12 protein-coding genes, 1 other RNA gene and 1 other annotated feature (1 of these 14 running past the window's edge) are annotated in these 14,008 nt (G+C 39.2%); of the genes, 10 read left to right on the plus strand and 3 right to left on the minus strand.

The window, feature by feature from the left end:
- Positions 1-148: a binding site (T-box leader), on the plus strand (it extends 94 nt beyond the left edge of the window).
- 77 nt (positions 149-225) lie between these two features.
- From hisS to J2S10_RS01525, 6 genes are all read left to right on the plus strand, one after another.
- Positions 226-1,491 (plus strand): histidine--tRNA ligase, encoded by a 1,266-nt coding sequence (gene hisS, locus J2S10_RS01500; protein ID WP_307403943.1) that lies wholly within the window; start codon positions 226-228, stop codon positions 1,489-1,491.
- An 18-nt stretch (positions 1,492-1,509) separates the two neighbouring features.
- Complete coding sequence (gene aspS, locus J2S10_RS01505) at positions 1,510-3,297, plus strand: aspartate--tRNA ligase (RefSeq protein ID WP_307403945.1); 1,788 nt, start codon at positions 1,510-1,512, stop codon at positions 3,295-3,297.
- Between the two features lie 48 nt (positions 3,298-3,345).
- Positions 3,346-3,543, plus strand: a non-coding RNA gene (ssrS, locus tag J2S10_RS01510) — 6S RNA.
- 157 nt (positions 3,544-3,700) lie between these two features.
- The gene (locus J2S10_RS01515; RefSeq protein WP_307403947.1) at positions 3,701-4,468 is read left to right on the plus strand and encodes a tRNA threonylcarbamoyladenosine dehydratase; all 768 of its coding nucleotides are present in this window, start codon (positions 3,701-3,703) and stop codon (positions 4,466-4,468) included.
- A 229-nt stretch (positions 4,469-4,697) separates the two neighbouring features.
- On the plus strand, positions 4,698-5,624 hold the full coding sequence (locus J2S10_RS01520) for an ABC transporter ATP-binding protein (RefSeq protein WP_307403949.1): 927 nt from the start codon (positions 4,698-4,700) through the stop codon (positions 5,622-5,624).
- Positions 5,617-6,567, plus strand: coding sequence for an ABC transporter permease (locus J2S10_RS01525; RefSeq protein ID WP_307403950.1), 951 nt, complete (start codon positions 5,617-5,619; stop codon positions 6,565-6,567). The genes J2S10_RS01520 and J2S10_RS01525 overlap by 8 nt, the downstream gene beginning before the upstream one ends.
- Positions 6,568-6,600: 33 nt before the next feature.
- On the opposite strand, the gene J2S10_RS01530 is transcribed toward J2S10_RS01525, so the two are convergent.
- The 3 genes from J2S10_RS01530 to J2S10_RS01540 form a co-directional block, all read right to left on the minus strand.
- Positions 6,601-7,074 carry a divergent PAP2 family protein gene (locus tag J2S10_RS01530; RefSeq protein ID WP_307403952.1) on the minus strand — a complete coding sequence of 158 codons (474 nt, stop codon included), beginning with the start codon at positions 7,072-7,074 and terminating at the stop codon, positions 6,601-6,603.
- A 68-nt stretch (positions 7,075-7,142) separates the two neighbouring features.
- Complete coding sequence (locus J2S10_RS01535; RefSeq protein ID WP_307403954.1) at positions 7,143-8,600, minus strand: ArnT family glycosyltransferase; 1,458 nt, start codon at positions 8,598-8,600, stop codon at positions 7,143-7,145.
- Positions 8,601-8,751: 151 nt separating this feature from the next.
- Positions 8,752-10,029 carry a replication-associated recombination protein A gene (locus J2S10_RS01540; protein ID WP_307403956.1) on the minus strand — a complete coding sequence of 426 codons (1,278 nt, stop codon included), beginning with the start codon at positions 10,027-10,029 and terminating at the stop codon, positions 8,752-8,754.
- A gap of 168 nt (positions 10,030-10,197) precedes the next feature.
- Here J2S10_RS01540 and cymR point away from each other — a divergent pair, with 168 nt between their 5' ends.
- The 4 genes from cymR (at position 10,198) to J2S10_RS01560 (ending at position 14,001) form a co-directional block, all read left to right on the plus strand.
- Entirely contained in the window at positions 10,198-10,617 is a 420-nt protein-coding gene (cymR, locus tag J2S10_RS01545; RefSeq protein ID WP_307403958.1) for a cysteine metabolism transcriptional regulator CymR, read from the plus strand.
- Between the two features lie 140 nt (positions 10,618-10,757).
- Positions 10,758-11,900 (plus strand): cysteine desulfurase family protein, encoded by a 1,143-nt coding sequence (locus J2S10_RS01550; RefSeq protein ID WP_307403959.1) that lies wholly within the window; start codon positions 10,758-10,760, stop codon positions 11,898-11,900.
- A 39-nt stretch (positions 11,901-11,939) separates the two neighbouring features.
- Positions 11,940-13,058 carry a tRNA 2-thiouridine(34) synthase MnmA gene (mnmA, locus tag J2S10_RS01555; RefSeq protein ID WP_307403960.1) on the plus strand — a complete coding sequence of 373 codons (1,119 nt, stop codon included), beginning with the start codon at positions 11,940-11,942 and terminating at the stop codon, positions 13,056-13,058.
- A gap of 289 nt (positions 13,059-13,347) precedes the next feature.
- Positions 13,348-14,001 carry a tetratricopeptide repeat protein gene (locus J2S10_RS01560; RefSeq protein WP_307403961.1) on the plus strand — a complete coding sequence of 218 codons (654 nt, stop codon included), beginning with the start codon at positions 13,348-13,350 and terminating at the stop codon, positions 13,999-14,001.
- Positions 14,002-14,008 lie beyond the last annotated feature (7 nt).

The following is a 14,008-nucleotide window of genomic DNA, read 5'->3' on the forward strand; positions in this document are numbered from 1 at the left end:
ATGAACACTCCGTAGGCTTCTCTCTGAAAAGCTCAGTACTTAGTAGGAGATGAACGTTAGCAGGCGTTAACTGTAAAAGAGGAAGGCGTATGTTTCATGCCTTCAACTAGGGTGGCACCACGGGAATTTAATAACTCTCGTCCCTTGTATTTATACAAGGGATGGGAGTTTTTTTATGTTCTTTAAAACCCTGTTACATAAATATAAACAAGGAGGATTTCCCCTATGTCTATAAGCATTCCAAGAGGAACGCAGGATATACTGCCCGGAGAAGTAGAAAAATGGCAGCTGATTGAAAACAAGGCTAGAGAGCTTTGTGAGAAATATCAATACCGCGAAATTCGCACACCAATTTTTGAACATACAGATCTCTTTTTAAGAGGTGTCGGTGACACAACGGATATTGTTCAGAAAGAAATGTACACCTTTGAAGACAGGGGCGGCCGGTCTATTACACTAAGACCAGAGGGAACTGCTTCTACAGTAAGGGCCTTTGTTGAGAAAAAGATGTTTGGCTATGCCAATCAGCCTGTAAAGCTGTACTATATGGGTCCGATGTTTCGCTATGAACGACCGCAGGCAGGCCGTTTCCGTCAGTTTGTCCAATTTGGTATTGAGGCCCTGGGGAGCAACGATCCGGCAATAGATGCCGAAGTTATTTCTCTGGCCATGAACCTCTATAAAGAAATGGGCTTAAAAAAGCTAAAATTGATCGTCAACAGCCTTGGAGATAAGGAGAGCCGAACTGCTCACCGGGATGCGTTAGTCAACCACTTTAAACCTCGGATTGGCGAGTTTTGCAAAGATTGCCAAAACCGTCTTGAAAAAAATCCATTGCGAATATTGGATTGTAAACACGACCATGAACACGAACTAATGAAATCAGCACCTTCTATCATTGAATATTTAAATGATTTTTCAAAAAATTATTTTGAAAAATTACAACAGTATTTAACGCAATTAGATATCCCATTTGAAGTAGACCCAAATCTCGTTCGAGGTTTAGATTATTACAATCATACTGCATTTGAAATTATGAGCAATGCTGAAGGCTTCGGGGCGATTACCACTTTGTGCGGCGGAGGCCGTTATAACGGTTTAGCCGAAGAAATCGGGGGCCCAGAAACGCCCGGAATTGGCTTTGCCTTAAGTATTGAACGTTTTATTGCCGCTCTTAATGCCGAAGGAGTAGGACTTGAAATCACAGAAGGCATCGATTGCTATCTAGCCGCTCTTGGTGACGAAGCGAAGGATTATACAGTAGGCCTTTTGCAGCAGCTTAGATTGGCTGGTTTTTCAGCAGAAAGAGATTATTTGGACAGAAAAATTAAAGCTCAGTTTAAAGCTGCTGACCGCTTAAAAGCCAAGTACGTGGCCGTTCTTGGCGATGAGGAATTAAAAAACAATAAAATAAACGTTAAAAATATGGCTACTGGAGAACAGGTAGAAATAGACCTTGATTCGTTTATTAAATATTTTCAAGAGTTGTAATCATAAAGGGGGATTCATATGTTTGGCAGATCATATTTTTGTGGAGAAGTTCCAGAAACAGCAATTGGGGAGAAAGTAACGTTAAAAGGATGGGTTCAGAAAAGGCGTGACCTTGGCGGCTTAATTTTTATCGATCTCCGAGACCGTTCAGGGATTGTTCAAATTGTCTTTAATCCTGATGTTTCAGGTGGTGCACTGCAGACAGCCGAAAAAATTCGTAATGAGTTTGTTCTTGATGTTATAGGAACAGTAGTGGCAAGGGAAGCAGGAACGGTAAATGATAATTTAAAAACCGGTAAAATTGAAGTGCAAGTTGAAAAAGTAACCATTATCAATGAAGCCAAAACACCTCCATTTATGATTTCCGATAAAACAGATGTTGCTGAGGATGTACGTCTGAAATATCGCTATTTGGATTTCCGCCGCCCGGTTATTTTTGAAACATTAAAAATGCGCCATCAGGTTACAAAGCAAATTAGAGATTTCCTAGATACGGAAGGCTTTCTTGATATTGAAACACCTATTTTAACAAAAAGTACACCCGAAGGTGCCCGTGACTATCTTGTCCCAAGCCGTGTGCATCCAGGAGAATTCTACGCACTTCCACAGTCACCGCAGCTTTTTAAACAGTTGTTAATGGTGGGCGGGATTGAGCGTTATTATCAAATCGCGCGCTGTTTCCGCGATGAGGACTTACGTGCTGACCGTCAGCCGGAATTTACCCAAATCGATATCGAAACTAGCTTCTTAAGCCAGGAAGACATCATGAGCTTAATGGAAAAGATGATGGCAAAGGTGATGACAGAAGTTAAAGGTGTTGAAATCCCTGCAGCGTTCCCGCGTTTGACATACGATGAAGCAATGAGCCGTTATGGTTCAGATAAGCCTGATACCCGCTTTGAAATGGAGCTTGTCGATCTTTCTGAAATTGTGAAGGATTCCGGTTTTAAAGTCTTTGCCTCTGCTGTTGCAAACGGCGGCCAAGTAAAAGCTATCAATGTAAAAGGCGGAGCAGAAAAATATTCTCGAAAAGACATCGATGCCCTAACTGAATTTGTTGGCGTATATGGCGCTAAAGGTCTTGCCTGGCTTAAGGTGGAAGCTGACGGCTTGAAAGGTCCGATTGCCAAATTCTTTTCGGAAGAAGATGCAAGTGCACTTAAAGCCAGCCTTGAAGCAGCTGAAGGAGATTTATTGCTGTTTGTTGCCGACAAGAAAAGTGTCGTTGCCGATGCACTTGGTGCATTGAGGCTGAAGCTTGGTAAGGAATTAAATATGATTGATGCAAGCTTGTTCAATTTCTTATGGATTACTGATTGGCCATTACTCGAATTTGATGAAGAAGAAGGCCGCTATTATGCAGCACATCATCCGTTTACAATGCCATTCAGGGAGGATCTTGAATACTTGGATTCAGATCCTTCGAAGGTCCGTGCCCAAGCGTACGACCTTGTCCTAAATGGATATGAGCTTGGCGGCGGTTCACTCCGGATCTTTGAGCGCCATATTCAAGAAAAAATGTTCAGCATCCTTGGTTTTACACCTGAAGAAGCAAAAGCTCAATTCGGTTTCCTTTTGAATGCCTTTGAATACGGCACACCTCCTCATGGGGGTATCGCGCTTGGTTTAGACCGTTTGGTCATGCTTCTTGCGGGAAGCTCCAACTTACGGGATACGATTGCGTTTCCAAAAACAGCCAGTGCAAGCTGTATGTTAACAGAGGCGCCGGGTGAAGTATCTGAAGCGCAATTAAAGGATCTTCATTTGTTATTAAATGTTAATAAAGATGAGAAATCGCTTTCATAACATCTTGAATGAGAAATTGTTTTATGCTATCATAAAAATAATCAAATAAGAGTCCTGAAGTGTACGTTGTATCACCTGAAATTTTGACCGAACATTATTTCTTCGGGAGTCCGGTGTTTTCTGATTGCGTAAATGCCCCATCCTTTTCGGAGTAGGGGACTTACAAAATTGGAAACAGGACACCCCCCTGCTGCGTGCGGGATCAAAATGAAGGAACCCAAAGCGACGGCACAAATTGGGACTCTTAGAAAAATAGTCTCCTGCAAACGCAGGAGGCTATTTTTTGTCTTAATTCATTAGAATTCCTATCGTGATACTTGTTTTTATATCTAAGTATGATATATTTTTTAGGGTAAAAGCTAATAAAAAACAAATCGAATATTATTTTTTTGGAGTGAATAGAATGTTGCATCAATTTTCCCGAAATGAACTCGCAATAGGAAAAGAGGGCCTAGATATCATGAAAAACAGCACAGTTGCTGTTCTCGGTATTGGGGGAGTTGGATCCTTTGCAGCTGAAGCTCTGGCACGTTCCGGTGTTGGCCGCTTAGTTTTAGTAGATAAAGACGATGTTGATATTACAAACGTGAATCGTCAATTAGTTGCGCTTCTATCCACCGTTGGCAAACCAAAAGTGGATATTATGACAGAGCGGATTAAGGATATTAACCCTGATTGTGAAGTTGTCCCATTAAAAATGTTTTATACTGAAGAAACTTATGAAGAGTTTTTCAGCCATAACTTGAATTTTGTCGTAGATGCTTCTGATACCATTGTTTATAAAATTCATCTGATGAAAGAATGTTTAAAACGCAATATACCGATAATTTCAAGCATGGGTGCCGCCAATAAAATGGATCCGACGCGTTTCAAAATTGCCGATATTTCGAAAACACATACCGATCCAATTGCTAAGGTTATCCGCACCAAGCTCCGTAAGGAAAGAATCCACAAAGGTATCCCCGTTGTCTTTTCTGATGAAAGCCCAATTGTCATCCGTGAAGACGTTCGGAAGGAAGTAGGAAATGACCAAGCTGCCATTCGGAAAGCGAAAATGCCGCCGTCTTCCAATGCCTTCGTTCCATCTGCATGCGGCTTAATTATGGCAAGTTATGTTGTCAGAGAATTGTTGAGTGATATCAAAATCAAACGAGTTGCGGATGAAAACTAGCCTTGTAAAAACCTTGAACTTTACTGTTCGGGTTTTTTTATTTTCAGCCTCCAGCCCTAGAAAAGGTTAATTCTTAAGTCGTTTTTAGTAAAGGAATAATATGTCTATACTTTTATTGTGAGAGGTATTCAATGAATTTGTTAGAAAATAAGGGAAAATTTTCTAAAATAATGTAAACTTGAGTGGGTCATTGAAATGCCGATCTAATTAAAGAGGGGAGAGAAATAAATTGGAATCGATCGTAGAATTGAAGGATGTTTCCAAAGTAATTAAAGGAAGAACGATTATAGACAAGATCAGCTTCCAAGTGAATAAAGGAGAGGTCTTTGGTTTCTTGGGTCCAAACGGAGCAGGGAAAACAACCACCATTCGGATGATTGTCGGTTTAATGGGTATTACTGATGGAGATATCACCATTGGCGGTTTTAGTATAAAAAATAAGTTTGAAGAAGCTGTAGGTCATGTCGGTGCCATTGTAGAAAATCCTGAAATGTATAAATTTTTGAGCGGATACCAAAACCTTGTTCATTATGCGAGGATGTCAAAGGGAATTACCAAGAGAAAAATCGAAGAAACGGTTGAACTCGTTGGATTAACGGACCGCATCTATGACAAAGTAAAAACCTATTCACTCGGAATGCGGCAAAGATTAGGTTTAGCCCAATGCCTTTTACATGATCCTGAGGTGTTGATATTAGACGAACCGACGAATGGTCTTGACCCTGCAGGAATAAGAGAAATCCGCGATTATTTACGACTGCTTGCAAGAGAAAAAAATATGGCTGTTATTGTATCCAGCCATTTGCTTTCGGAAATGGAAATGATGTGTGATCGGATTGGAATCATCCAAAATGGAAGATTGATCGATGTGCAGCTTGTTCAAGAATTTGTCCATGGGACCGGGGTCACATACGAACTGGAGGTTATCCCAAGTGAGCAAGCACTAGCGCTATTACAGCATAATTTTCCGGGTGTTCATGCAACCCGTTCACGAAATGGAATTTCTGCTGAGCTTCCAAAAGAAGAAATTCCGAATCTGGTTAAATTGCTCGTTGAAGCGGAAATTCAAGTATTTGGGATAAAAGAAACGGCCAAAACATTAGAAGATCGCTTCCTTGAAGTTACATCAGAAAAGGAGGTTGTACGTCATGCTTAATTTAATCAAAAATGAATGTATGAAAATTTTTAAAAGACCGGGAACCTATGTGATGATTGCCATCCTTATTGTAATGACCTCCGTTGTGGGTGCATTTCTTAAGTATCAGGAGGGCGGTAAAAATTCGGCTGTAGATCCAAAGTGGGAACAAACACTCCAGCAGGAAAATGATGCATTAAAGAAACAGGTGGAAGCAAGCGGTGCAAAAATGGAGAAGCAATATCTTCAAAAATCGATTGCAATTAATGATTATCGTATAAAGCATCATATTCCGCCTGAACAAAATTATAATGTCTGGAAGTTTGTTACCGATGCATCGCAACTCATCCAATTAGCCGGGTTGTTTACGATCATTATATCAGCAGGAATCGTTGCAAGTGAGTTTAATTGGGGGACGATTAAGCTACTATTAATTCGGCCGATTAACCGAAGTAAGATCTTAATTTCCAAGTATCTAACCGTCTTATTATTCGCTTTATTTTTGCTCGCCATTTTATTTGTTTATTCAACAGCAATTGGTGCGATTCTTTTTGGAATGCCCGAAAAAGCTGCTTCTTATCTGAATTATTATAACGGTCAGGTCACCGAGCAAAATATGATTGTCCATTTAATGATTTATTATGGCTTGAACTCAATTAATATGATCATGCTTGCTACTATGGCTTTTATGATTTCGTCTGTTTTCCGCAATAGCTCTCTTGCCATTGGCTTATCGCTATTTTTAATGTTTACTGGCGGACAAATCACTAACCTGATATCTCTCAAGTTCTCTTGGGCAAAGTACATCTTGTTTGCAAATACAGACCTAATGCAATATTTCGAAGGCACCCCAATGGTTGATGGGATGACCCTGTCCTTCTCGGTGTTTATGCTATTTATTTACTTTTTGATTTTCCAATTCTTTGCCTTCATTGTTTTCAAAAAAAGGGATGTAGCAGCCTAGAAATACCCCCGGGATTTTCTCCGGGGGGTATTTTTAGTAAAACGGATAGAAGTAATAAGTTAAAACACCTATTATGATGCCTGTTATGGCTCCAAAGAACACTTCCGCTGGCTGGTGCCCTAATAATTCTTTTAATTTTTCTCTGGACTCCGTTTTTTTTAAGTTTGGGTCTTTCAAGGTTTCAATTAATCGATTGAAATCAACTAGCAAATTATTTAAAACTTCTGCATGATATCCTGCATGTCTTCGAACACCTGTAGCATCATGCATAACAATCGCTGCAACCACAACACAAATGGCAAACTCATTTGAATAAAATCCTGAAGTCAATCCGATTGCTGTAGTCAATGAAATAATCGTTGATGTATGAGAACTCGGCATTCCGCCTGTGCTAAACATCAACTTCCAATTTATTTCACCAGAGGTTAAAAAGTGAATAGGGATTTTTACGAATTGTGCAATCAGCATTCCTAAAAGTGCTGCCAAAATTGGATAGGATAAAAACATATTGTCCTCCTAAAATAGGATTGTATGCATACTATGAAACCATTAGCTTGAATTATATCTTCTCCTTTTTAACTGTTTTTATAAACTAAATACCCCCATTGATTTGAGGTAATGACCTTTAACTGATTTGAGCTTATTAATTGAACATTACACAATTTTTTCGGGATCATTAGCAGTGCATTTTTAGCCTTTAAGAATTCATTTAACCCTCCATTTTCAACATGTAAATCGTCAGCTAACTCTGCAGTTAGAACTTCACTTTGAAGCCAATTTGCAGTGCTTGATGGATGGTAAATATATAAACTGTCGCCTTTTGTTTCTGTCTTTTTCGTTATTTTTTCAATTAAGCTCTGCTTTAAATCCGGTAATGGATGACTTAAATATTTGTCAATGTCCCATTCATAATTTACTGAAACAAAAAGTATCGATAGGATAAGAATGACTCTCGGAATCCACTTTCCCTTCATTAAAAATTTACTTGCAAGAGCTCCGACGATGATTGATAAAGCAGGATATACCGGCAAAATATACCATCTTATTTTGGTTTTCGCAACGGTAAAAAGGAGGAAAGGTACCAACACCCATAAACAAACACCAATCATGTCGTTCTTCTTCTTAGAAGATATTAATTTTTTAATTGAAAAATTTCTTTTAAGAAAAAAAAGTAAAACTAATGGGCATAAGATCATAATCCAAAAGCTGAAAAACCTGAGTAAAATGGATACATAATAAAGTACTCCCCCAACGTGACCCTCAATCGTCGTGGATGACCTTTGTAATAAATCATACAGTATCATTTCTTTAAAAAATTTAAGACCATCATACTGGTATCGAAAGACTCCCCAAATAAGAATAGGCAAAAACATGCACATACCTAAAAAAAACCAGTTTTTAAAAGAGAGCTGTTTATATTTACCGGTGAAAAAGAGATATAAAACCATAATGATTGCAATATTTCCTGAATGCCAGCTTTTTGTTAAAAATGCAAAAGCAAACGCCAGTCCAGAAACATATAACCATTTAATATTTTTATTCCATAATAATAAAGATAGATTGGCTATTGTAAAGAGGAATACAAAAAGTGAATCTGCATCCCCGGTTCTTGCACTATGATTAATTAAAAATTGTGTACAAGTCGACAATACTACCATGGATATGATGGAAGCAACTTTTCCATATTTTTTGCAGACGAAAACAGTCACCATAATAATCGTTAACATAGCAAAAATTGCTGAGAATAGTCTCAATCCAAGTGCATTAAAACCAGCTATTTTGTAACCTGCGATAATTGCCCAAAAACTAAGCAATGGTTTTAGATTCCAATAATCGATTTTATCTCGGTATGTATTAACAATATAGTTATTGTTTTTTATCATTTCATAGGCACTTACACCGTGCCTCGCCTCATCCCAGCTGTAAATAGGAAAATATCCTAATCGATCAAAAAGATTAAATGCAGCCATTACCAACAAAATCAGTATGGTAAAAAAATATAAAATATCAGATTTATTATTTGGACGATCCACCGTAAGAGGCTCCCTTTCACTACAGTTTTTTTTATATTAAGTTGAACATGAAAAATTAAAAATCCCCTTATAAATATCTTAAATAATTATTAAAAGTTGCTGGGTGGCGCTGTAAAAAAAGGATGACTTTTAAGGGTAGCGCCCTTATGAGTCATCCTTTAATTTTTTTCGAAAGCCTTTCATAAACTGTCGCAAGTGCTTGTTCAAATTTACCAGTCTTTTTGGGTTGATAATATTGTTTGTTTTTAATTCTATTCGGTAAATATTGCTGCGACACCCAGCCTGTTTCATAATTGTGCGGATATAAATAGCCAATTCCTCTTCCCAACTCTTTTGCCCCTTTATAATGGGCGTCGCGTAAATGGTCGGGAACTTCACCGGTGACTCCTTTTTGAATATCTGAAAGCGCTGCTTCAATCGCTAAAATGGCGGAGTTCGATTTTGGCGATAAGCATAACTCAATTACGGCATTCGCTAATGGAATTCTTGCCTCCGGAAAGCCAAATCTTTCTGCTGCTTCAATTGCGGCTAATGTACGTGCACCTGCCTGAGGATTGGCTAAGCCCACATCTTCATAGGCGATTACAAGTAACCTTCTGCTTATGCTGATAAGGTCACCGGCCTCTATCAATCTTCCGAGATAATGGAGTGCTGCATTCACATCACTTCCGCGAATCGATTTTTGGAAGGCTGAAAGAACATCATAATGTGCATCCCCATCCTTGTCAGCCACGATGCTTTTCTTTTGTAAGCATTCTTCGGCAGTTGATAAATCAATATGAATGACATTATCATCATCTTTATCTGTTGAAAGTACCGCTAATTCCAGAGCATTAAGCGAACTTCTTACATCTCCATTTGATGCATTGGCAAAATGTTGCATTGCCTCCTCTGAAACCTTAACATGTAACATTCCTAAGCCGCGTTCTTCATCTTCAAGGGCTTTGGTTAATGCGATTTTCATTTCATCAGGAGTTAATGGCTTCAGCTCGAAAATTTGACAGCGGCTGCGTATGGCGGGATTAATGGCATGATAAGGATTGGCGGTGGTTGCTCCAATTAACGTGATCATTCCGTTTTCCAAGTAGGGCAGAAGGAAATCTTGTTTTCCTTTATCCAGACGATGTACCTCATCCAGGAGCAGAACCACCTTCCCGGACATTTTCGCCTCAGCTGCAACAATTTCCATATCTTTTTTATTATTTGTTACGGCGTTCAGTGTGCGAAAAGCATATTTCGTACTTCCTGCAATCGCGCTGGCAATCGACGTTTTGCCAATGCCGGGCGGACCGTACAATATCATTGAAGTCAGTTGCTTGGCTTTTACCATTCTGGCAATAATTTTATCATCAGCAACAAGATGCTGCTGTCCAACGACCTCTTCAATTGTTCTCGGACGCATTCGAAATGCTAGAGGCTTTTGTGGCATTATTCATCTCTCCAATTAAACTAAAAAATAAATAGTATTACCTACACCTTAACATTTTCCCTCTAAAAAGCATATTAAAGAACAATGTGTTATAATATTTAATGCCTATCAAATTACTGTGGATTTTGTATTAATATAAATAATGAATAAATAATGAGGTGTACGGAAATGAAAATTTCGACAAAGGGGCGTTATGGTCTTACTATTATGATCGAGCTTGCAAAAAAGCATGGTGAAGGTCCTATTTCATTAAAAGCAATAGCCCAGGCAAATGAATTATCTGAGCATTACCTGGAACAATTAATTGCCCCATTAAGAAATGCGGGATTAGTAAAAAGCATCAGGGGAGCTTATGGCGGCTATGTTCTCACAGATATTCCTTCAAAAATTACAGCCGGGGATGTAATTCGTGTCTTAGAAGGACCGATTACCCCTGTCGAGGGTATTGAGGACGAAGAACCGGCTAAACGGGAGCTTTGGATTCGAATTCGCGATGCAATAAAGAATGTTCTTGATAATACAACACTCGAAGATTTAGCCAGTCATAGTGAAGACGGTGAATCAGACGCTTATATGTTTTATATTTAATGTCAAAATTAATAAAGAATACTTGCCGATTAGCTAGCCGTTAGGCGGTTCATGAGGCGTAGTTGCACTTATGCGTTCAGAATTTATGGATATAAATTCTGATTAGCCAATAGAGAACTATTTTGATTGAAGGTGATACTATGGAACGAATCTATCTTGACCATGCAGCGACAACACCGATGCATCCAAAAGTTATTGAAAAAATGATGGAAGTAATGAATTCTACTTTCGGAAATCCTTCAAGCATCCATGCTTTTGGCAGGGATTCAAGACATCAAATCGATCTTGCGCGGGAAACTTTAGCTCACAGTATTGGAGCTAAGGAAAGCGAGATTATTATAACAAGCGGTGGAACCGAAGCAGATAATATGGCTCTTTTTGGTGCAGCGGAAAGTTATCAGCATAATGGAAAGCATATTATTTCAACACAAGTAGAACATCATGCAGTACTACACGCATGTCAGCGATTAGAAAAAATAGGCTATGAGGTTACCTATTTGCCGGTTGATGAAACCGGCCGTATCTCGATAATGGACTTTCGTGATGCTCTAAGGGATGATACCATTTTGGTATCGATCATGTATGGCAACAACGAAGTAGGCACGATACAGCCGATTTCGGAAATAGGAATGCTTTTAAAAGACCATCAAGCTCTCTTCCATACAGATGCTGTACAGGCATATGGGGTGGAAAAAATTGATGTCAATGAAAGCTGCATCGATTTATTGTCGGTCACTGCTCATAAACTTAATGGTCCGAAAGGCACAGGCTTTCTTTATAATCGTGAAGGCGTAAAAATCATCCCCCGATCATTCGGCGGGGACCAAGAAAGAAAAAGACGGGCTGGGACAGAAAATGTTGCTTCGATTGCGGGGTTCCGCGAAGCGGTAATAATCGCAGGTGAGGAGCGGACTGCAAAAAGAGAGCGATTTGGAGAATTCAAAGACTTATTTATGAAAAAGTTAACTGAATACCATGTTGAATTCCAGCTAAACGGATCGCTTGAATTTTCGATGCCGCATGTATTAAACTTAAGCTTTCCCGGGACAAATGTGGAATCAATGCTTGTCAACCTTGATTTGGCAGGAATTGCGGTATCAAGCGGGTCTGCATGTACAGCAGGCTCAATCGAACCTTCCCATGTCCTAGTTGCAATGTTTGGAAAAGAATCAGAACGGTTAATCAATTCGATTCGTTTCAGCTTCGGCTACAACACGACAAAGGAACAAATTGTAAAAGCTGCTGAAGAGACGGCTAAGATTGTTTTGCGTCTGAAAAAATAAATGCACTGCCATAGTTATGGTAAAGAGAGGTGAAAATCGTTGGAAAGAAAAGATCCGAAAAATACAAGAGTTGTCGTCGGGATGTCCGGTGGAGTCGATTCCTCTGTTGCTGCTCTATTATTAAAGCAGCAAGGGTATGATGTTATCGGCATCTTTATGAAAAACTGGGACGATACGAATGATTTTGGTGTTTGTACCGCTACGGAAGATTATAACGATGTCATTCGTGTTTGTAATCAAATCGGCATTCCTTATTACGCCGTTAATTTCGAAAAACAATATTGGGATAAGGTCTTTACTTATTTTTTAGAAGAATATAAGGCGGGACGTACACCTAATCCAGATGTTATGTGTAATAAAGAAATTAAATTTAAGGCCTTTTTAGAACATGCGATGAATTTAGGTGCCGACTATCTTGCAACAGGACACTATGCACAAGTTGAGTTTAGGGACGGAGAATACAAAATGCTCCGCGGTCTTGATGAAAATAAAGACCAAACGTATTTCTTGAACCAATTAACACAAGAGCAGCTCGAAAAAGTAAAGTTTCCTATTGGAAATCTTGAAAAATCAAGGGTCCGTGAGATTGCCAAGGAAGCGAATCTTGCAACAGCAACGAAAAAAGATAGTACGGGTATTTGTTTTATCGGGGAACGGAATTTTAAAGAGTTCTTAGGTCAATACCTCCCGGCGCAGCCAGGAAACATGGAAACACTGGAGGGTGAAATTAAAGGCAAACACGAAGGCTTGATGTATCATACGATTGGTCAACGCCATGGACTAGGTATCGGCGGTTCCGGAGATCCTTGGTTTGCAATTGGTAAGGATTTGGATAAAAATGTTCTTTATGTTGGACAAGGGTTCCATAATGAAAAACTTTACTCTGATTCCATAATTGCTGATAGCATCAGCTGGGTATCGAATCGTGAAAAGCCGGCTGAATTTGAATGTACGGCAAAATTCCGTTACCGTCAGGAAGACCATAAAGTGACCGTTAGTCTTTTAGAAGGCAATAAAGCGAAGGTAACATTTCACGAACCAATTCGGGCCGTTACACCGGGACAAGCCGTTGTTTTTTATAATGGGGATGAATGTCTCGGCGGCGGAACAATTGACGAAGTGTATAAAAATAACCAACGTTTAACGTATGTTGGTTAAAATAATCCCTGACTCCTATTCCCGGAGTCGGGGATTTTTATCTTAAAGAATAAGAAAGTATAAATTTTTGACTTTGAGAATTGTCTAGCTCCTGCGCCCAGCGGCTAGTGTACTTCCCTCACCTCCTTACGATAAGTCAACATCGAAAAGGCTTACGCTCTTCGTGTTTCCTTTATCTCATACGGTGTGCTCCAGTCCATACGCCGCTAAACGGGGCACTTGCTCTTTTCTTATCTTAAAGTGAAAAACGAAATATGATATACTTCCATTTAGGATGGAGTTGACAATAATGGATAAAAACCAATTAGGTGTAAAATACATGCAAGAAGGCAACTGGGAAGAAGCGGCGAAGGCCTTTAATGAGGCGATTGAAGAAAACCCGAAAGACCCTGTTGCCTATATTAATTTCGGCAATGTTCTCTCAGCAGTTGGCGATGATGAAAAAGCATTGAAATTTTACCAAAAAGCAATCGAAATTGATGAAAACGCGGCAGCAGCTTATTACAGTGCCGGAAATCTCTATTTCAGCAGCGACCGTTTTGATGAAGCGAAAAATATGTTTGAAACAGCAATGAAAAAAGGTCTGCAAACAAGTGACAATTACTTTATGTTGGGACTGACACTTGTTCAGCTTGATCAGGTAAAATTCGCACTTCCCTATTTACAAAGAAGTGTTGAGATAAATGAAAAGGACCCGGAGGCACGGTTTCAATATGGATTGTGTCTTGCACAATTAGACTTAATCGATGAATCGATTGTTCAATTTGAAAAATGTATCGAGCTCGATTCCAAGCATTCAGATGCCTATTATAATTTAGGCGTTGCCTATGGATTTAAAGAAAATCCCTCTAAGGCATTAGCCATGTTTGAAAAAGCGCTTGAAATTCAACCGGATCATGTTCTGGCAGGATACGGAAAAAAATTAATCGAGAACGCTAACTAATCATCTT

This window comes from Neobacillus ginsengisoli (assembly GCF_030813055.1).